This is a genomic window from Gemmatimonadaceae bacterium (assembly GCA_040882285.1).
Classification (GTDB): domain Bacteria; phylum Gemmatimonadota; class Gemmatimonadetes; order Gemmatimonadales; family Gemmatimonadaceae; genus JACDCY01.
In genome coordinates this window covers 202782-221349 of the sequence record JBBEBQ010000005.1, presented here as the reverse complement: position 1 = coordinate 221349, position 18568 = coordinate 202782, and the positions used below count along the sequence as shown (strand labels likewise).

Annotated in this window: 23 protein-coding genes, 1 tRNA gene and 1 other RNA gene; 12 read left to right on the top strand and 13 right to left on the bottom strand. The window is 65.3% G+C overall.

The window, feature by feature from the left end; genetic code table 11:
• Positions 1 to 182: 182 nt before the first annotated feature.
• The 5 genes from WEA80_01795 to WEA80_01775 form a co-directional block, all read right to left on the bottom strand.
• The gene (locus WEA80_01795) at positions 183 to 959 is read right to left on the bottom strand and encodes a hypothetical protein (GenBank protein ID MEX1185306.1); all 777 of its coding nucleotides are present in this window, start codon (positions 957 to 959) and stop codon (positions 183 to 185) included.
• Between the two features lie 2 nt (positions 960 to 961).
• Entirely contained in the window at positions 962 to 1423 is a 462-nt protein-coding gene (locus WEA80_01790) for a hypothetical protein (protein ID MEX1185305.1), read from the bottom strand.
• 610 nt (positions 1424 to 2033) lie between these two features.
• Positions 2034 to 2401: a transfer-messenger RNA gene (gene ssrA / locus WEA80_01785) on the bottom strand.
• Positions 2402 to 2455: 54 nt separating this feature from the next.
• Positions 2456 to 2767 (bottom strand): hypothetical protein, encoded by a 312-nt coding sequence (locus tag WEA80_01780; GenBank protein MEX1185304.1) that lies wholly within the window; start codon positions 2765 to 2767, stop codon positions 2456 to 2458.
• Positions 2768 to 2781: 14 nt separating this feature from the next.
• Positions 2782 to 3615 carry a DNA adenine methylase gene (locus WEA80_01775; protein MEX1185303.1) on the bottom strand — a complete coding sequence of 278 codons (834 nt, stop codon included), beginning with the start codon at positions 3613 to 3615 and terminating at the stop codon, positions 2782 to 2784.
• 70 nt (positions 3616 to 3685) lie between these two features.
• Between WEA80_01775 and WEA80_01770 the strand changes: the two genes are divergently transcribed.
• Positions 3686 to 4381: a DUF559 domain-containing protein gene (locus WEA80_01770; protein MEX1185302.1), complete on the top strand. Its 696-nt coding sequence runs from the start codon at positions 3686 to 3688 to the stop codon at positions 4379 to 4381.
• Positions 4382 to 4416: 35 nt separating this feature from the next.
• On the opposite strand, the gene WEA80_01765 is transcribed toward WEA80_01770, so the two are convergent.
• Positions 4417 to 4722 carry a hypothetical protein gene (locus tag WEA80_01765; GenBank protein MEX1185301.1) on the bottom strand — a complete coding sequence of 102 codons (306 nt, stop codon included), beginning with the start codon at positions 4720 to 4722 and terminating at the stop codon, positions 4417 to 4419.
• Positions 4719 to 5588, bottom strand: coding sequence for a hypothetical protein (locus WEA80_01760; GenBank protein ID MEX1185300.1), 870 nt, complete (start codon positions 5586 to 5588; stop codon positions 4719 to 4721). The genes WEA80_01765 and WEA80_01760 overlap by 4 nt, the downstream gene beginning before the upstream one ends.
• 119 nt (positions 5589 to 5707) lie before the next feature.
• Between WEA80_01760 and WEA80_01755 the strand changes: the two genes are divergently transcribed.
• Positions 5708 to 6109 (top strand): hypothetical protein, encoded by a 402-nt coding sequence (locus tag WEA80_01755; GenBank protein MEX1185299.1) that lies wholly within the window; start codon positions 5708 to 5710, stop codon positions 6107 to 6109.
• A gap of 26 nt (positions 6110 to 6135) precedes the next feature.
• Here WEA80_01755 and WEA80_01750 read toward each other — a convergent pair whose 3' ends face one another.
• From WEA80_01750 to WEA80_01730, 5 genes are all read right to left on the bottom strand, one after another.
• Positions 6136 to 6471 (bottom strand): hypothetical protein, encoded by a 336-nt coding sequence (locus WEA80_01750; protein ID MEX1185298.1) that lies wholly within the window; start codon positions 6469 to 6471, stop codon positions 6136 to 6138.
• 87 nt (positions 6472 to 6558) lie between these two features.
• Positions 6559 to 6933: a hypothetical protein gene (locus WEA80_01745; protein ID MEX1185297.1), complete on the bottom strand. Its 375-nt coding sequence runs from the start codon at positions 6931 to 6933 to the stop codon at positions 6559 to 6561.
• On the bottom strand, positions 6934 to 7701 hold the full coding sequence (locus WEA80_01740) for a hypothetical protein (GenBank protein MEX1185296.1): 768 nt from the start codon (positions 7699 to 7701) through the stop codon (positions 6934 to 6936).
• A gap of 322 nt (positions 7702 to 8023) precedes the next feature.
• Positions 8024 to 8188, bottom strand: a complete 165-nt coding sequence (locus WEA80_01735) for a hypothetical protein (protein MEX1185295.1) — start codon at positions 8186 to 8188, stop codon at positions 8024 to 8026.
• 25 nt (positions 8189 to 8213) lie between these two features.
• Entirely contained in the window at positions 8214 to 8552 is a 339-nt protein-coding gene (locus tag WEA80_01730) for a hypothetical protein (protein MEX1185294.1), read from the bottom strand.
• 359 nt (positions 8553 to 8911) lie between these two features.
• Between WEA80_01730 and WEA80_01725 the strand changes: the two genes are divergently transcribed.
• The 4 genes from WEA80_01725 to WEA80_01710 all read left to right on the top strand — a co-directional run bounded on the left by WEA80_01725 (position 8912) and on the right by WEA80_01710 (position 12294).
• Positions 8912 to 10585 carry a M20/M25/M40 family metallo-hydrolase gene (locus WEA80_01725; GenBank protein ID MEX1185293.1) on the top strand — a complete coding sequence of 558 codons (1674 nt, stop codon included), beginning with the start codon at positions 8912 to 8914 and terminating at the stop codon, positions 10583 to 10585.
• 194 nt (positions 10586 to 10779) lie between these two features.
• Complete coding sequence (locus tag WEA80_01720; GenBank protein MEX1185292.1) at positions 10780 to 11628, top strand: YdcF family protein; 849 nt, start codon at positions 10780 to 10782, stop codon at positions 11626 to 11628.
• A 58-nt stretch (positions 11629 to 11686) separates the two neighbouring features.
• A tRNA-Gly gene (locus WEA80_01715) sits at positions 11687 to 11759 on the top strand.
• 142 nt (positions 11760 to 11901) lie between these two features.
• Positions 11902 to 12294: a DUF2283 domain-containing protein gene (locus WEA80_01710; GenBank protein MEX1185291.1), complete on the top strand. Its 393-nt coding sequence runs from the start codon at positions 11902 to 11904 to the stop codon at positions 12292 to 12294.
• A gap of 171 nt (positions 12295 to 12465) precedes the next feature.
• On the opposite strand, the gene egtD is transcribed toward WEA80_01710, so the two are convergent.
• Positions 12466 to 13437, bottom strand: coding sequence for an L-histidine N(alpha)-methyltransferase (gene egtD, locus WEA80_01705; protein MEX1185290.1), 972 nt, complete (start codon positions 13435 to 13437; stop codon positions 12466 to 12468).
• A gap of 222 nt (positions 13438 to 13659) precedes the next feature.
• Here egtD and WEA80_01700 point away from each other — a divergent pair, with 222 nt between their 5' ends.
• From WEA80_01700 to WEA80_01675, 6 genes are all read left to right on the top strand, one after another.
• Entirely contained in the window at positions 13660 to 13791 is a 132-nt protein-coding gene (locus WEA80_01700) for a hypothetical protein (GenBank protein ID MEX1185289.1), read from the top strand.
• A gap of 12 nt (positions 13792 to 13803) precedes the next feature.
• Positions 13804 to 15168 carry an NAD(P)/FAD-dependent oxidoreductase gene (locus WEA80_01695; protein MEX1185288.1) on the top strand — a complete coding sequence of 455 codons (1365 nt, stop codon included), beginning with the start codon at positions 13804 to 13806 and terminating at the stop codon, positions 15166 to 15168.
• 78 nt (positions 15169 to 15246) lie between these two features.
• Positions 15247 to 15837 (top strand): RNA polymerase sigma factor, encoded by a 591-nt coding sequence (locus WEA80_01690; GenBank protein MEX1185287.1) that lies wholly within the window; start codon positions 15247 to 15249, stop codon positions 15835 to 15837.
• Positions 15834 to 16625 carry a hypothetical protein gene (locus tag WEA80_01685; protein ID MEX1185286.1) on the top strand — a complete coding sequence of 264 codons (792 nt, stop codon included), beginning with the start codon at positions 15834 to 15836 and terminating at the stop codon, positions 16623 to 16625. Before WEA80_01690 ends, WEA80_01685 begins: the two co-directional genes overlap by 4 nt.
• 16 nt (positions 16626 to 16641) lie before the next feature.
• Positions 16642 to 17109: a DUF6789 family protein gene (locus tag WEA80_01680; GenBank protein ID MEX1185285.1), complete on the top strand. Its 468-nt coding sequence runs from the start codon at positions 16642 to 16644 to the stop codon at positions 17107 to 17109.
• A 56-nt stretch (positions 17110 to 17165) separates the two neighbouring features.
• Positions 17166 to 18467 (top strand): glucoamylase family protein, encoded by a 1302-nt coding sequence (locus tag WEA80_01675; GenBank protein MEX1185284.1) that lies wholly within the window; start codon positions 17166 to 17168, stop codon positions 18465 to 18467.
• The last annotated feature ends 101 nt before the right edge of the window (positions 18468 to 18568 follow it).

The following is an 18568-nucleotide window of genomic DNA, read 5'->3' as shown; positions in this document are numbered from 1 at the left end:
GGCAGCCGCCACTTTGTCAGACCGGAAACGGAAATGTGATTTCTACAAACGTTTCGCTAGCGAGAGGTCGGGGTCTCCGGCACCCGTAGACGCGAGACGCCGGGAGGACCCAAAAAGTCCTGGGACCTGCCACCATGGCGCACATCACATTCTGTTGTGCAGTTAGCATTTTTACGTGCTCATCACCCGTCGAGCAGCGAGTCCGCGCGCGCGGCCCCGCCACTGCGATCGAGCGCCTCACCGAGCGCTTTCCGCATGTGCTTCTTCCAGGAGTTCGGCACGTACGCCTGCGCAGTCTCGTAGAACTGCAGGCGGCGGGGAATCGGGATCCGCGTGCGGAAGCTCCAGATCTTCCTGATGTCGTTTTTGCCTGGGCCCACGCGCTGGTAGATGCCCCACTGCTTCTCTCCCACCTGCCCGATGACGAACGTCCCGCGTGCGCGCTTGGCTGGGCGCTTCTTGCTCCGCTCGTTATGACCTGATGCTGTGGGCAGTGAGCTCGCCACGTGGCCGAGGTTCTTCGGGTACATCGCGCGTGGGACGCGATCGCTGAAGCTCGGGCGCAGTGACTTCGTGGGAATGGCGATCGGGGACTCAGCTGTGCCCGTGCGCTCGCCACCGTCCTGGAACTTGTTGAGGATGAAGCGGCTGCCGAATGACTTGGAGCTTGGCTCGCTTCCGCCGACGGCCACAGTCGCGCTGTACTGCCCCCGCTTGTAGCTCGAGTCCTCGCCCCTGGCCACGTGCACCAGTCCACTGCGCATCCCTTTGTCGCTGCCGAGGATGAACCGAGGCACACGCACGACAAAACGGCGCGAGATCCCGGTCCGCATTGCGCCGCGGAATCCCATGGCCGTGAGGTTGAGCGCCCTCGAGATGGCGAACGGGATCCGCTTCTTCTCGATCTCATTCACCCGCTCGAGGAGCTGCTCGACGTTCGGCAGCGTGATGCTGATCACAGTTACGCCGCAGCGAGCTCGGGTACAGCAGCGCCTGGCAGCGTGACGACCGGGGCCGTCGCCGCGTTCGCAGCTGCAGTTACTTCTACTTGGTGGGCGCGGTAGGCGCGGTTGTACGTCTTACGAAAGCGCCGACGCTGGCGGCCGCTGTTGTAGTTCACGCCGTGCTCGGCGAGGATCCTCTTCGCGCGGCGCCGACGCGGATTGATCGCCCGGAGGACGTGGCCGGATCGGCGCCAGAACCACGGCAGGTACTTCCTCGCCCGCTTCACCTTCCGCCAGCGCGCAACAGCTTCGTACCGGCCCGAGTCGAGCTTCGCCTGGATCTTCGCGAGCTCTTTTTCTTTGCGGCGCTGCGCGTCGCGCTTCGCCTTCTCGACGGGGTCGGCGATGATGCAAGTCTCCGTGAACCAGCGGACGATCGTCTGCCAGATCCGGCGGAGCAATGCGGCGATTTGATTCACGACTTCCCCCAATGGGTTAATGGGTGAAAGACAAAACGCCGGCTCCCGCGCCCTGGATTGGGCGTGAGAGCCGGCGTTGTAGGCCAGCTGCGATCTATTTGTCGACTTCTACAGTATACGACCTCTGCTTTTGTTCACGACAGCGATTCTGTTCGGCCGCCGTGAACGGTTTTTCCTTAGCCGAACAAATCCCCTCCGGTCGTCACGCAGCTTTGGTGAGTTGCCACGGAGCTCGCAGGCCGACGAGCTCGAGAATCTTTACCAGGTCGTAACCGCCGACCTCAAGCTTGTGCGCGTCGCTGCTCGTCATCGGCACGCAGATATAGAGCCCACCCGGCATGAGCACCCACCACCAGCAAAGGCTGCACGGGGCAGGGGGCTTTCCGTGGACGAGCGCGGCGCCCGGCTGTTTGAACAGACAGCGCTGGACGAGGTTCGGGGTCGCGCTGCCTACCCAGACGTGCTTATCGACGCGATGCCCGGCTGGGCATCTCATCTCTTCGCCAGGCAGGAGGATGTACGGCTCGGTCGCAGTCGTCGGCAATGTGGACCAGTATACCGTTTCTGTGGAAAAACGCCACAACCGTATGTCCTACATGCACATCGGAGCTAGTGGAGGCGCCGGGAATCGAACCCGGGTCCGAGACGACTTTCACGAACGGTGATACGAGCGTGCCGGTTTATGCTCCTGGCTGAGCAGGGGCGACCGTGGTTGCCCGCGATCACCCTCCACCATCCGGCTTAGCGTCGCCGGCGACGTCCGACTGCAGCTCGGCTTTGGTTATCACGGCGCCGAGCGGCCGTGCGAGCGAGGCTGCTTACGCAGCCATCAGCGCCGGTCTCAACGACTGGCGCTCCGCCTTCGGGCGGAACTCGAGAACATTGGAATCTTTCGCAGTTACGCGTTTGCGCTGTAAGGCCCGCGCCCTCCGCTCGCACCCTTCGCTGCAGCAATCCCGTCGAATGCCTTACGCCCCCGATGTCAGATGGGGCGAGTATATGTGAATCGCTCGCGAAAGTGCTACCACCGCATCATTCCCCGCGCGGGAGATACGAGGCGAGGACGTCGGCGATCCGGTGGAGCTCCCACGCTGGCGACGGACCTTCTTGCTGCTCGAGCAGCACCGCGGCTTCGCGGATCCGGTTCACTCGCTGCATCGTGATCTTCCGCGGATCGGCTTCGTGCAACTGATCATTCGCGATCGCGATCGCGCGCGCAGGAAATTCCGGATCCGGGTGCGCGATGATGTCGTCCAGCCCGGGATCCATCGTGAGACGCCGCTCGCGGTACTCGCTCCATTGCTGTGCCGAGAGCGCCGGTTGAATCTTTGGGCCGTTCGTCACTCGTACCTCCACGCTCAGACGTTCGTGATCAGCAGCTCGCTGACCTTCTTTGACTTGTTCCCGCCGGGAAGGGAGTACGTCGTGGCCAAACTCTCCTGCTTGAACGCGGCGAAGACCTCCCGGACCGCGGCGACGTCGTTGATTGATAGCACGAAACGGCCCTGAATCTTCGCGAGCTGCTCGGCCATCCGGGTGAAGTCTTCACGGTCGAACACTCCGGCGCCGTAGTCGCGCTCGCATCCATAGTAGGGCGGGTCCAGGTAGAACAGGGTCGTCGGTCGATCGTACCTCGCGATGAAGTCCTGGTAGGGGAGGTTCTCGATGTCGACGCCGGCGAGCCGCTCGTGCAACTCCTGCAGGTCCGGCACGAGGCGCGTGATGTCGAACGCGGCGGGCCGGTCCATGGACACGCCGTAGTTCCGCCCGGCGACCTTTCCACCGAACGCGGTGCGCTGCAGATAATAGAAGCGTGCAGCTCGCTCGAGGTCGGTGAGCGTGGCAGGGTTGGTGGCTACGAGGCGCTCGAACTCCGCGCGCGATGTGAGCGTCCATCGCATCATCTCGACGAGCGCAACGAAGTGGCGCTGCAGTACTCGGAAGAAGGTCGAGACGTCGCGGCTCACGTCGTTGATCACTTCCTTCTTCGGCGCCGTGCGCCGGCGAAAGAAGACGCCGCCCATCCCGACGAAGGGCTCGGCGTAGCAGCTGTGCGGTATCTGATCGATCCGGGCCGTCACGCGCGAGGCTAGGTTGCGCTTGCCACCTATGTAGGGCGCTGCGCCGGCGAGAGGGACGACGTCGCGGCGAAGAGGAGTCTCGAGATCGGGTCGAGTCTGGATTGCGGTCATTAATCCAGCGTACCGAACAAAGCCCGAAAACGCAACAAGTAGATTGCATCGAACATCAGAGGAGAGCGCCATGAGCCCGAAACGATCGCGCGAGGTTGTCGGCAAGGATGACTTTGGACTGCTGCTGAACGCGGCTTTGTCGTCAGATGAGATGTTCCGCGGAGTCATGTACGGACTCGCCTTTGCCGACTTGAGATCGCCTCACCTGTGGTCGAGACCTGACGTCGATTTCGAGGAGACGGCGCCGCGATACACCGACGTAAGGAACGAGACGGGCAGCTGGGAGTATGCGTTCGCCAATGCCGTGGCTTTCGCCGAGTCCCCAATAGAGAAGAAAGCTCTGCTTTCGTTTCTTTTGTTGGCGCAGGTTCGGCGGTATCTCGTATCGGTCACCGAGCCGTATCCTGATTTTTATCAGCGCACGGCCGAGTATCGGGAGTTGGAATTCCCTGGTGAAGACGACAGTCTCGAGCACGGGCTGCATATCACCCCGCAAGCTGGTATCCCATCACTGAATGCCCGGGTCGACTCCGTGTTCTGGAGATGGGGGCGCCATCATAGGCCGTTGGTTGTGGAATTCGACGGGTACCAGTGGCATAGGGGGAACTTCACCAGCGATCGCCAGCGCGACCGTGACCTTCGTTTACAGGGGTTTGAGGTGATGCGGTTTTCCGGCGCCGAGATAAATGCGGATCCGCTATCGATCGCCATTCAGCTCGACGCGCTTGTCCGAGAAACGCAGGGAATGAAGGGCGTCGGAGAGTGACGGATTGCCGGTTATGAGGCAGTTGGCGCACTTGGTTAGCCATCGATACCTGCCGCCTCCGCAGTTGGTGGAGTGAACCGGCGGAGTACTTCCCAGAGCTCAGGCCAGTCGATGCGGATGCGGTTCAGCCGGCGCGAGCTGTACTGTGGCACCGGCCCCTCGGCCACCACGATCGCGCGCAGCTCCTCGACGAGCGCGAGGGTGCTGTCGAGGTGGACCTTCGACGGCGCCGTGTTCACTGCGGCCGCGATGTGCGGGAGCGACGTCGAGTGCAGCCTCCGCTGGGACAGCGCCTCGTTGACGACGTCCTCGGTGTACTTCTCGAGCGCCTGCGCGCTCACGTGCCGGATCCCGTGGCGCGGAGCGCGCGGCCGACGTCCTCCGGTGCGATTCGCGAGAGTCGCGTCCGGTCGGCCGCGATCTCGAGACGCCACCGCGTGGGATCTGCCGCCGGCGCCGGATCCGGCAGCTCCTGTGCGGCCGCGGTCGTGTCTACACGCTCGGGCGCAGCTGCTCGCGGCGATGCTGGCTCGACCCGGGCGAGCGGCAGGGAGTACTGGCTCCAGTCCCGAATAAGCGACGCGGCGTAATAGCGCAGTGACCGAGGCGGTTCGCCGCCACCGTGCTTCGATGGGTTGAACATGCGGCACATCTGCCGGAGTCGCTGCTCGCACCACTCAGCTTCGACGCCGGCGCGCTCGAGTTCGTGGCCGGCGCGGTGGGATCCGCGGTTGTCCGGATTGATCGGCCGGTAATCGCTGAACATCCGCATGAACTCCTGGTTCATCGCCGGGATCATGCGGACCGCGATCGAGCTCCAAGGCACTGTGTCGCCGGCCGCGTCCACCGAGTTTTCCCCAGTTTCCCTCTCGCGCGCGCTAGGCCCAGTGAACCCAGAAAGACCAGTACTACCTAGTGTGGTCGCACCTTGGTCGCGCCCTGGCCGCACCTTGTCCGCATCTTGGTCGCGTTTCGGCTCGATCGATTCAGCAACGCCGGTGCAGGGTCGGAACCTGCTTCCGTGCGGCGTGGTCTCGATCTCGGCGAGTCGGTATCGCCGTACAGAGTCGAGGAATCGATTGAGCTTCCCGCGTTTCCAGCCGAGCTGCTCAGCCCATCGGCGCGTCGTGCCGGCGCCCTGCTGGCTGAGGTATTCGAACGCGCTCGCGCGCTCCGGATCGCTGAGGTACGGGTGGAGCTCTTTCACGCGCCCGGCTCCTGGGGTGCAGGTGTGAATGAGCCCGAGACATCTGCGCCCGCGCCGTTTCCAGCGGCGGCACCATCCCCAGGAGCTTTGTCGCGCGAATCTTCCCCTAGATTGACTGGATGGCCAACCAATGGATCTGCGACGTTTGCGAGAGGCCGATACCCGAGAATGCCGGGTCTCTCGAGGTGTTCAACGCCAACCCAAAGCTCGGCAAAGTCGGCTCGTACCCAATCGATGCCACTGCCGACGCTCCTCCCTCGGAAAGCGACAACGCCGAAGCAATCGGAGCGGCGATCATGTACCTCGGGACGCCGGCGAACATCGGCTTTCGCGCGATCTGTTCTCGGTGCCCGGATTACGAGAATTCCTACAGCGTCGCGCTGTCGGAAGTGCCGACGATCGACCGCTATGTGGCTTGGATCTTCCATCTTCAGGAGAAGGCCTGGATCGGCCACACTGACACAATGCGGATGCTGCAATTTTGGTGGGAAGGCCGCGGTCTGAAGCCGCCGCACCTGTAAACGACCGACCTCCTGGGGGCGGGCGCTCATCTAGCTCTCTGCGCAACGAGGACGCGCTGCGCCTTGCCCGATCGCGGGTTCTCGCGCTCGAGTCCGGAGTCGGCGATCGACCCGAGCTCGAACAACCGCGCGATCGAGCTGGTGATCCAGTGGTCGGGGATCCCGAGCTGCTCGGAGATCGCCGAGCAGGTCGCGCCTTTCTCGCCGGCCGCGGTGATCACCAGGAGGACGCGCTCGCGCTTGCTGGCCACCGCCGCGCGCGTTCGCGTGACGCCGGCGACGCGCGACGTCTTGGAGGACGATTGAAATGGAGCAGGGGGCCGGGCGTCGGCGAACAACGGAAGGTCGCTGGTGCCGCTCATAAAGCCCCCAACCACATGACAGCGGCGACTATAAGGCAGATGAGCAAAACGCAGCCACATCCGGCGGGACTACCTGCCATCATACGGTCAGACATCGGATGCCTCCACCGTGATTTCGTTGGTGGCGAGAGAGCGGGCGCGATTTGCTACGTCAGTCATCAGCCCTTGCAGGTCACCACGTCCGAGCGCGGCGATGTTTCGGAGTGGCAGCTTCCACGTTTCCGGCGCGGTCGCTTGCAGCCGGTGTCTGTGCGCTGCGAGAAAGTGCGTCCGCAACGGATGCGGCCCTCTATCCACAATGGGGCCGAAGCGCGGAATCTTGAGCGACAGCCGCTCCCGCTCACCGCAGATTAGACACTCCACGTCAACAGCCGTGCGACCAAGCAACCAAAGCCGCCAGTTTCGGTCGGAGTACGGATATGTGTATGTCACCCACGGCCGGCCTGTTTCGTAGGTTTCCATTTATGGCTGCTCCTCTGTGGTCAGGGCGGGAGAGGCGAGGGCGCGAAGCTTGGCGAGTATTACGTCCCTATCGGGGCCGTCCCTGAACCACCGCGCCACGGCCTCGTAGCACATTTTTGCCTGTTCCGCTGTCAGTACGGGTATCGGGGCTGCGAGGGATGCGGCAGGTTTCCATCCGCTCGGAGCGGTAGGTATGCCCATCGGTTCGCCAGCGCAGAAGGTGCTTGACCATCCCGCCGCCTTCGACGCTTGTTCAATCTGCTCGCGGTTGAGAAACCGACACGCCTCTGCAGCCAGCTTGCGCCACGGATTGCTGGCCTTACCGCTCGCTGGCGGGGGTGAGGAACGTAGAGCGGCGAGTACGACGCGAGCAATAGACTGCGCCGTGCTGTTTGAATTAAGCGCCAGCGGATGCTGCTCGACCACATACCGCGCCCACTTAATCGCAACCTCGCGGTCGCGCTCATGGTCTATCTCTCCACCAGTAGCAGATGTGAGGGATTCCAGCCACTTCCCGACCTCGCGCTGTACGCAGGGGCAGTTACCGTGCTCCCGTTCTTCTGGTGTGCAGTTGTGGCACGGCTCCTCTCGGGTAGCGCCTACTGGTGCGCGGTCGGCGCGGACGTACTCAACGTCGGGTATGTCGCCCTCTCCGATTTCGTGCCAGCACCACGTCCACTCGCCGCCCCGATCGTAAGGGACGGTCGTGGGCTGGAGCCAGATACGCTCGGGGGCTTCGGTGGGTGTCACTCGCTCGGTGTCAGGCATCGGCGGGGTCATGCCGCCACCTTCTGTGATCTACATCCCGGGCACTCCACCGAGCGCCGACCCGCCCGACGCTCGTGCGTGAACTCAGCTTTGCACGTGATGCAGATGCCGGTCGCCGGCCGGGCCTCCCACCTCACCTTCTTGCTCTTTCTCCGCTCCGGCGGGGGGCCGTTTTGAAGCAGGTGACCCGCGTGCGGCGTTGGCTCTTCGCCGATCACGTACTCCGCGGGATGTCCCTTCGGGCACGTGAGCTGGAGTGCGGCCCCGCAGTGCACGCAGACACACGTGCATCCTGGCTTGGTGATGAATCGGGGGCTCCCGTTCATGCCGCGGTCCTCGCCAGGCGTTCACGCTCGAGCTCGCCCATCCGGAGCGCGACGAGGATGCATCGCAGGCAGAGCTTGATGTCGGCGATCTCGCCGGCGATCGGCCGGCCGTCCCCGAGCTCGCAGTTAGCCGGGATCCACAGCATTGGCTTTCCGGTCATTGCGGGATCACCAGCCCGGACGGTATCACCGGCTCGCCGCAGGCGTCGGGCGACATCGGGATCGGCAGGGTAGAGAAAGTGCGCGTGACTCCCCGTCGGCTTTATCCTGGCAGCGCGGGCAAGCAGCAGCGATGAACGGGACGGGCAGCACGAGCCGGCCGCTTGCCGTCACCGGCCAAGGATAGAGATCGCCTGGCTTCCTGCCGCCGGTCGGAGCGAAGTGCTCAGGCCATGGCACCATTTTGGTGCCGCCGTCGCGCGGCCCCTCGCAGCCATCTTCGAGCAGGAACGGCACCCTGAGCCCGCAATGGTCGCAGCTGTACACCATCGCCATCCAGAACTCGCACAGCGCGGTCACCGCCATACGCGGACCTCCCCGATCGCGGCGGCGAGGACCATCGCCTCGAGCACGGAGAGGAGGTCCTGGCGATGCGCCAGGGCAAAATCACTCGGTTCGATCCTGGCACCCAAACGGCCCTTTTCCGGGGCTTTATTGAGTGCGATGGACAGAGGGTGATTCGAGGGTGTTTCGCGCACCCATTTCGCGCGGTGTTCGGGGCTGGACTGGGACAAGTCGCCCGAGTAGCCTACTATAGAAAGAGCGCCGTACTTTGTCAGTTTGGGGGGCTGTTCACTCCGGGCGGTCGTCGGTTCAATCCCGACCTGTGGCTCTCTGCAGTACAATCGTTCGATCGAAGTCCCACCTGCGCACGGAGCCACCTGATGAAGGCAGTTCGCGGCTTGTCCCTCGCGGTCGCCATGCTCGCATGCGCGCCCCTCCCGCAGACCGGCGACGTCATCACAGGCTCCGGCGGTACGTCCGCCGCGATCACTCCCGCCGATCTCTCGATGCGCATGTACGCCTTCGCGCACGATTCGATGATGGGCCGGGAAGCCGCCACCGAAGGCGGACTCAAGACGGCCCGCTACCTCGCGGCCGAAGCGGCACGAATGGGACTCGAGCCCGCGGGCGACGGCGGCAGCTACTACCAGCTCGTTCCGCTCACACAGCGCGGCTACGATGAAGCGCGCCAGATCAAAGTCGACGGACAGCCGCTCACTCTCTGGGCGGAATACCTGCCGCGCGACGCTGGCACGACGCCGCGATCGCTCGACGGATCGACGGCGATCTACGGCGGCAATTGGGGTGACACTGCGTCGCTCATCTCGCGCGAGCGGGCGGCAGGGAAGGTAGTCGTCATCATGCCGGCGCCCGGATTTCCCAGCCTCGCCGGACCTCCGAACCGCGGCGCGGTGACCGCCCGATTCTTCAACGCGGCGGCAATCGCGGTCGGGGGACTCGAAGGGCTGCGAGCGAATACGATCGCTGCGTTGCGCGAAGGTCAGACCGGACTCGCCCAGCCGGCGGGCTCGGCACCTCAAGCGCCGCTGTACATGTACGTGTCCGCGGAAGCCGCGCGGAAGCTGCTCGGCGGCGATCCCGCGAGCCTGACGCCGGGTCACGTCGGCCGGGCCGTCTCCGGCCAGCCCGCGTTCGGCCAGATCCCTCTCCCGATTCCCACGTACAACGTCGTCGCGAAGATCCGCGGCAACGACCCCGCGCTGGCCGGCCAGTACGTCGCGTTCGGCGCGCACAGCGATCACGTCGGCGTCGGCAATGCGGTCGATCACGATTCACTCCGCGCGTACAACATGGTGTTCCGCCGGGGCGGCGCGGGCCCGGCCACTGCGCGCGTCAGCCCCGAAGGCATGCAGCGCATGCGCGTCATTCTCGACAGCCTCAGAGCGATCCGCCCGATGCGGCTCGATTCCATCTACAACGGCGCCGACGATGACGCGTCGGGCTCGGTGGGACTGCTCGAGATCGCCGAAGCGTTCGCCGCGCAGCCCGTCAAGCCGAAGCGCTCGCTCATCTTCGTCTGGCACATGGCCGAAGAGATGGGACTGATCGGCGCCGATTGGTTCACGAAGAACTCCACCGTGCCGCGCGATTCGATCATCACGGCGATCGTGGTGGACATGATCGGGCGCGGCACCGCGGCCGACGCCGAAGACGGCGGCCCGAACTATCTGCAGGTGCTCGGCTCCGGCCGCAGGTCGTCCGAGCTCGACGCGACCGTGAACGCCTTCGCCGCGCGGCCCGAGTTCAACTGGCAGCTCGACCGTTCCTTCGACGCGCCGGGACATCCCGAGCAGTTCTACTGCCGCAGCGACCACTACATGTACGCGCGGTTCGGAATTCCGGTGGCGTTCTTCCACACCGGCTCGCACGTGGATTACCACATGGCGACGGACGAGGCGCAGTACATCGACTTCGACAAGCTGTCCAAGGTGTCGAATTTCATGAAGGTGCTCGGCGAGAACATCGCGAACCGGGACCGGCCGTTCGTGCTCGACAAGCCTGCTCCCGATCCCAACGCGGCGTGCAGGCAGTAACTGCCAAATAGAACTGCCAAGCTGCGCGCTACCAGCTAGAAGCCGCCAGCTGGGAGCTGCCGACGATGTTGACGGTCAGAATCGTAGGCAGCGCGTTGCTGACAGCGTTTTCGCTGGCCGCTCGCAGCTTGGCAGTTCTATGTGGCAGTTAACGCCCGGCGGCGGCACGGGTGGGCGGCGGCTATTTTGTCGACGTGTCGCCATCCGACTCTTCGACTCCTCGTACCGCCGCCGCGCGCCGGGCGAAACCCGTGCTCGTAAGGGAATTCACCAGTGGCGCCGTGCTCGGCGCGCTCGTCTGGCTGGCCGTCACGACGCTAGGGCTTAACGAGACTCTGCACTTGTCAAACGCGAGCGGCCTGGCGCCCGTGGCGCTGCTCGGCGGATTGCTCGGCGTCAGTCGCTACCGCGTGATCCTATGGTTGGCGGGCGGAGCGTTGGCGGCATTGTTCGCGGTGGTCGCATTCACGCCGATCATTGTGCAGCCGGCACGGGCGCTGATACGGTCGGACCCGATGCCGTCGCCGCCACTCACGCTCGACGCGGTAGTGGTGTTGTCGGGCGGCGTGACCACCGACGGCCTGGTTCGCTACAGCGGCGTCGAGCGATTGCTGTCCGGCATACGTCTCGCGAGATCGACCGGTACACCGTCGCTCGTGACGACTCGCGTGCGCCACCCGGCGAATCTCGAGGTCAGCTCCGACACCGATCAGAAGCGGCTCATGGAGCTGATGGGACAGGGGTTGCGCCTGTTCATCGTCGGCGACGTGTTCAGCACGCGCGACGAAGCGCTGCGGGTGCGCGACCTCGCGCGGCAGCAACGGTGGGCTCGCGTCGCCGTGGTCACCTCCCCGTCGCACTCTCGTCGAGCGTGCGGGACTTTCGAGAAGGCCGGGCTCCGCGTGACGTGCGTGCCGGCGGAGTCGCGCGAGCTTTCGTTCAGGACGCTGGCGACGCCCGGCGACCGCATCGAGGCCTTCCAGCTTTGGATCTATGAGATAGCGGGAACGGTCAACTACCGCCTCAAAGGCTGGCTTCCGTGATGCCGTTCGCCAACAGCCAATAGCCAACAGCCAACAGCGCTCTTAGCTTTCAACTCACGCGGGCGTAATTCAGTTGGTAGAATGCCAGCTTCCCAAGCTGGACGTCGCCGGTTCGAGTCCGGTCGCCCGCTCTGAGCTATGTCGTTGAATTTGAAGAAGATTGGAAAACGCCACGCGCAACGATGCGCTGGCGTTTTTGTGTCGTGTATCGAAAAGAGGGTGACGGGGCTTTCGCAATTACGGTTATGTGGGTTGACGAGTGAGGTATCGGGTATGGCTGCTGTCGAGTACGACCAGGAGGCGGATGCGCTGTACGTCTATGTCGGAAAGCGACGAGCTAGCGCGAAAACCAAGAAGCTCTCCCCGGGAGTGTTCGCGGACTACGACAAGGATGGCGAGATCGTGGGGGTCGAGATCCTGCGGGCAAGCGAGAAGGTGTTGGCCAATGTCGCAGACAAGGCCGCGAGACGGCCGCGCCTTATGACGCTAGCGGAGGCGGAACGGGAGACCGGATTGTCCGCGATCACTCTACGCGCCCAAATTCGAAACGGCAGGATGCGCGCTACCAAGAAGGGCTGCGATTGGCTCGTGGGCGAGGACGCGATCGAAGAATACCTGGAGTCCCGTCATGCCCCGAAGAACGAGTACGCAATCGCGGGCGGCTAGCCGCGCAAGTCGGGCACCCAAGCCCAAGTCCGGGCCGAAGGAAGGTGCGTCCGCGGAATCCGCTTCCCGCCTCGCTGATGTCGTTTCTGCAGAGCGCGTACGGAACCGTCGCGCGGCTGGGGAAATGGGACGCGGCGCTGGAGCGCTCGAAGCCACCGGCCTAGGCGGAGCTCATTCCTGGCGCGCGAGCACGAGCGCGAACCTGCGACTGTCGTCCGTCATCCACCGCTCCAGCGCGAAGCCGCTCTCGCGTAGAATTTCCTCGAGCGATTCGCGGTCGTACTTGCAGCTGATTTCAGTGCGGATGCTTTCGCCCTCGGCCAGCTCGATCGCGCCGACGAGCGGGATCGTCACCCGCTGCTTCGCGCGCGACACGAGGTGCATCTCGATGCGGCGCAAGCGGGGCTCGTAGATCGCGCGATGCTCGAACGCCGCCAGATCGAAGTCGGCGCCGAGCTCGCGATTCAACACCGACAGCACGTTCAGATTGAATTGCGCCGTGAGGCCCTCGGAGTCGTTGTACGCGCGCTCGATCGTCGCTGCGTCCTTCACGAGGTCGGCGCCCAGAAGCAGCCAGCCGTCCTTGCCGATCTCTCCCCGCAGGCGGGACAGCAGCAACTGCGACTCGGCCGCCGAGAAGTTTCCCAGCGTGCTGCCGAGAAACGCGCACAGCAGCGGGCGCGGCGCGGCAGGTGGGATTCGGAGCTCACGGCGCATGTCCGCCACGACCGGAATCACGTTCAGCTCCGGGAACTCCTCGCGCAGGCTCGCCGCCGTTTCCGCCAGTGTCGCCCGGTCGACGTCTACCGGCACGTACACCTCGCACAATCCTCTCGCGCGCAACGCGCGGATCAGGATTCGCGATTTCTCGGCGTTGCCGGCGCCAAGCTCCGCGAGCGAGCGGGGACGGGCGGCGAGCGCGATCGAATCGGCCTCGCGCTCGAGCAGCGCGTGCTCCGCCCGCGTCAGATAGTACTCCGGCGTCCGCGTGATTCGCTCGAACAGCGCCGAGCCTCTCGCGTCGTAGAAGTACGTCGGCGGGAGCCATTTCTGGTCGGACAGCAGCCCGCGCCGGACGTCGCTCACCATGCGGTCGCGGGATGCGGCGGACGCCGCGCGCACAGGGCCGGACACGTTCTCCATGGGAAGCAATATGATACGCGGCCGCCCCTTCTGAAGATTTCGCGGCGCGCGGTGTCTTACAATAATGAGGACCGCATGTGCTGCAGCATGAAGCCGCGGGAGCGGGCGAACACTACTGGTTGCTCGCCGACGCCTCTTCCCTGATCACGCGCGCGAGTGCCGTTTTGGGAAGCGCCAATTCGGAACTTGGAATCGACGGACAATCCTGCCGGGGGAATTTTCGTGTCATGGATCAAGATCATTAATGCGGTCACCGCGTATTTCAACTTCGTCAACAGAGTCGCGCAGGGGCTCGGGCTGGAGCTCGAAGAAGACAATGGAAGCAAGGGCGGCGACGCGGGCTCCCGCCCGTAGGGGCGCCGCGCCATGACGCCGGCTTCACCGAAGAGGTTTGATCTCGTCGTCATCGGCACCGGCGCCGGTGGCTCCGCCCCGGCGCGGAAATGCGCCGCCGCGGGCTGGTCGGTCGCGATCGTCGACGACCAGCCGTATGGGGGAACGTGCGCGCTCCGCGGATGCGATCCCAAGAAGGTGCTGGTCGGCGCCGCTGATCTTCTCGACTGGCACCGCCGCATGAGCGGCACGGGACTGGCCGGAGAGGCGTCGATCGACTGGGCCGCGCTGATGCGGTTCAAGCGGACTTTCGTCGCTGACGTCCCGGAGCAGCGTCGGGAATCGTTTGCTCGAGCCGGCATCGCCACCTACCAGGGGACCGCGCGGTTCCTGTCGCAGGACGTACTCCTCGTAGGCGATGAGCCGCTCCAGGCCGACCGGTTCGTGATCGCCAGCGGCGCGAAGCCGAAGCGACTCGGCATTGCCGGGGAAGATCTGCTGCGCGACAGCACGCAGTTCCTCGAGCTGGAATCACTGCCGCCGCGGCTCGCGCTGGTCGGAGCCGGCTACATCGGATTCGAGTTCGCGCACATCGCCCGGCGCGCGGGTGCCGCGGTCACCCTGCTCGGACGAGGTCAGCCGCTCTCGCGCTTCGAGCCGGAGCACGTGCGGCTGCTCGTCCAGCACACGCGCGCCCTGGGGGTCGACGTGCGTCTGGACGCCGACGTCGGCGCGATCGAGCAGCGCGGCGCGGAGCTGCGCCTTCATTTCACCACGCCGGCGGGAGCAGACAGTGTAGACGTGGACGCGGCAGTGCATTCCGGCGGGCGGTCTCCCGCCACCGACACCCTTGGCCTCGCCGCCGCCGACGTTACCGCCGACGAGCACGGCGCCATCCGCGTCAACGAGTTCCTGCAAAGCGTCTCGAACCCGCGCGTTTACGCCGCGGGCGACGTCGCGTTGTCCCCGGGGTCGCTGCCGCTCACGCCGGTCGCGGGGCACGAAGCGCACATCGTGGCCGCGAACCTGCTCCGCGGCAACTCGAGAACGCCCGACTACTCCGGAACCGCGAGCGTCGTCTTCACCGTTCCTCCCCTCGCCGGCGTCGGCTTGACGGAGAGCGACGCGCGCGCGCGGCACGGTGAGGTCGTTGTCAAGGAAGGAGACACCAGCGAGTGGTATTCCAGCCGGCGCGTTCGGGCGGGCGTGGGCGCGTTCAAGACAATTTCCGAAAGCAGTGGCGGGAAGCTGCTGGGGGCGCATCTGCTGGGCCACAACGCCGAGGAGATGATCAACCTGTTCGCTCTGGCAATCAGGACCGGCCTGACCGCGGACCAGCTCCGGCATGCTATCTACGGGTACCCGACGAGCGCGTCCGACATCGCGTACATGGTGTAGCGAAGAAGGATTCACCTGCCCCCGGTGTCTTATGGACATGGGAGATCACGAGCCGTTTCCGGTCGCAGCGACCGCCGCATGATCACGGCCTTTCGCGTTGCGCGGGGCGGCACACCGGAGCCGAAGGCTTTCGAGGAGCTCCTGGCCGCAAATCTGGACTCTCTGTACCGCACGGCGCTGAGGCTTTGCGGCGGCCGGACGGAGGAAGCGGAGGACCTGGTGCAGGACTCCGTCCTGCGGGCGTTCGCGAAGCGCCACAATCTGCGTGATCCGCGCGCGGGTCGATCCTGGCTCTTCACCACGCTCGTCCGGACTAATCTCAACCGTGTCCGCTCCGAGCGGCGCCGGCGCGAGACGCTGGAGTCGGACTTCGACGACCGGCAGTTCGAGGCGGCTTTGGCCGGATGGAGCCAGTCCGAGCTGCCGGATGAGCGCCTGGACCGTGACGCGACGCGAGCCGCGGTACGCACCGCGATCGACGGGCTGGATCCGGAGCTGCGCGAGGTTCTGCTGCTGACGGACCTCGAGGATTTCTCGCACCGGGAAGCGGCGGCCATGCTGGAGATACCGGAGGGCACCGTTGCCTCGCGTCTGTTTCGCGCCCGCGCCGCGCTCCGGTCCACGCTCACGGCGCAAACCACCCAGCGTCACATCAGGAGAAGTGTATGAGTAGCGAATGCGGCGCCGCGCGGCTGCTGCTGCTGGACCGCTCGGCGGTCCGCCGGGTCGACGAACGGCGCCTGGCGGCCGAGCGCCATGCCGAGACATGTCCGCGATGCCGGATGTTCATCCGAGAGTGCGAAGCGACCGCGACGCTGCTCAAGGAGACGCTGTCCGTCGCGCCGCCCGTGGAGTTCCGGGACAAGCTGTTCGGAGCCGTCGCCGCTGCGCGCACCGGAGTGCCGGCGTCCCGTCGCGTTCCCTACGTCGCGGCCGCGGTAATCGTCGCTTCCAGCGTAGGACTCCTATTCGGGTACGGCCTTACGTCGCGCCGAGGCCCCGATAACATGATTGCGAGCATTGTGGCGGATCACGCCATCACCGGCGCCGATGATCGCCTCGAGTCGAGCGATGCGAGCGAGGTCGAAGCGTGGCTCGCCGCGCGCGTCGCTCACGCCGTGATGGTGCCCGTGCTGTCTGGCGGGCGGGTCGTCGGCGCCCGCATCTGCATCACGCCGCAGGGAAGGGGCGCCGTGGTCGAGTACGAGATCGACGGACGGCGGGTCTCATACTTCATTCTCGCGGCGCCCCCTGGAGTCAGGGCGGACGATGCCGTGCGTCTGGCGGGAATCAAGGGGTACTCGATCGCCCACTGGAGGGACCGCGGCCTGGTGCACGCCTTCGTCGGTGCGCTCCCCTCCGAGCGGGTGCGACAGCTTGCGCAGGAGTGTATCCGCCAGGCGCGGTCGCGGACTGCGGCTCGACATCGCGCCCGCGAAACCTCATCCTCAACCTGACATCGGGGGACGCAAGATGCGATCACGAGTGCTGGCGGGAGCGGCGGCCGGACTGGCGGGCGGGCTGATCTTCGGCATGATGATGCAGATGATGTCCGCGCCCACGCCCGACGGCGGCAGCATGCCGATGATGGCCATGGTCGCGGCGGTGGTGAAGTCCGAGAGCATTGTAGTCGGGTGGCTATACCATCTCTTCAACAGCGCGGTAATCGGCGCGCTGTTCGGCTTGATTCTCGGCCAGCGTATGGTTGATCGGCGATCCGGCCTCGTGTTCGGCGCGGCGTGGGGAGTAGTCTGGTGGGTGCTCGGCGGCCTCATTCTGATGCCTGTCGCTCTCGGAATGGATCCGTTCGCGCCGCTGCAGATGCCGCCCATGCGGCCGGTTGCGCTGGGGAGTCTGATGGGTCACCTGGTGTACGGACTGATCCTGGGGTTCGTATACGCGTCGATGGCGCCGTACCGGCGGCCGCCGGGAGCTGCTTAGAGTGGGAGGACGCTCCGTCGCGAGACATTAGCGCGATAGCCGACTCCGGCCCCGCGATGCTCGCGGACCTGCAGCAGCGCACGTTCGATTACTTCGAGCGGTACATGAACCACGAGCGCGGGCTCGTGAAGGACAACACGCGCGAGAACGCGCCCGCGAGCATCGCCGGGTCCGGGTACGCGCTCGCCTGCTACACGGTGGCCGCGTACCGGGAGTATGTGCCGCGCGAAGTCGCCGCCGCGCGGGTGCGCAATACCCTGCGGTTCCTCCGCGCAGCGCCGCAGAACGGCGGGAGCGACGAGACCGGCCACCGCGGATTCTTCTACCACTTTCTCGACGCGGTGAGCGGCCGGCGGGTGTGGTGGTCGGAGCTGTCGAGTGTGGATACCGGAATCCTGGTCGTCGGCGCGCTGGTCGCGCGCGGTTTTTTCGACGGGCCGGAGGAGCAGGAGATCCGCGACCTTGCGGAAGAGCTCTACCTGCGCGTGGACTGGAGCTGGATGCTGGCGGACAACGGTCTCATCTCGCACGGCTGGAAGCCGGAGCGCGGCTTTCTCCGGTACGGATGGGGCGGGTATAACGAGGCCCTGTTCCTGTACGTGCTGGCGCTTGGCTCTCCGACCCATCCCATCCCCGCGGATTCGTATGCACAGTGGAGCTCGACGTACAAGTGGAAGAAGCTGTACGGCCACGAGTTTCTGTTCGGCGGCCCGCTGTTCATGCACCAGTTGAGCCACATCTGGATCGACTTCCGGGGGATCCGCGACGAGTACATGCGCGGGAAGGGCATCGACTACTTCGAGAACAGCCGGCGCGCGACCTACGTCCAGCGCGAGTATGCGATCAGGAATCCGAGGCGATTCGCCGGCTACGGCGCGGACGCGTGGGGGATAACCGCCGGCGACGGCCCGGGCCCGGCGGTACGCAAGATTCGCGGAGTCAGCAGACGCTTCTACGGCTACGTCGGGCGCGGAGTGCCGTTCGGTCCGGACGACGGCACTCTGTCCCCCTGGGCGGTGGCGGCGTCGCTCCCCTTCGCCCCGGAGATCGTAGTCCCGGCGCTCGAGCACATGAGCGCGGCTTACCCGGAGCTGACGGGGAAGTTCGGCTACAAATGCAGCTTCAATCCCACCTTTCCGGCGGACGACGGCGGCTGGATATCGCAGGGACATTACGCGATCGACCAGGGGCCGCTCGTGCTGATGATCGAGAATTACCGGTCGGGGCTGCTATGGAGGCTCATGCGCGAATGCCCGTACGTCGTGGACGGTCTGCGGCGCGCGGAGTTCGCCGGGGGATGGCTGGATGGCGAGCGTCCTTCGGCCGACGGGGGAGATGGAAGCGCAGTCGCGGACTGATCGATTTTTTCCGACGTCCGGGGCGGTGAGGCAGGCTCCTGGAATTCGACCGACGGAATCCGGGCCGTGAGCGTTGAGCAGATCAGCTCTCAGCGATCAGG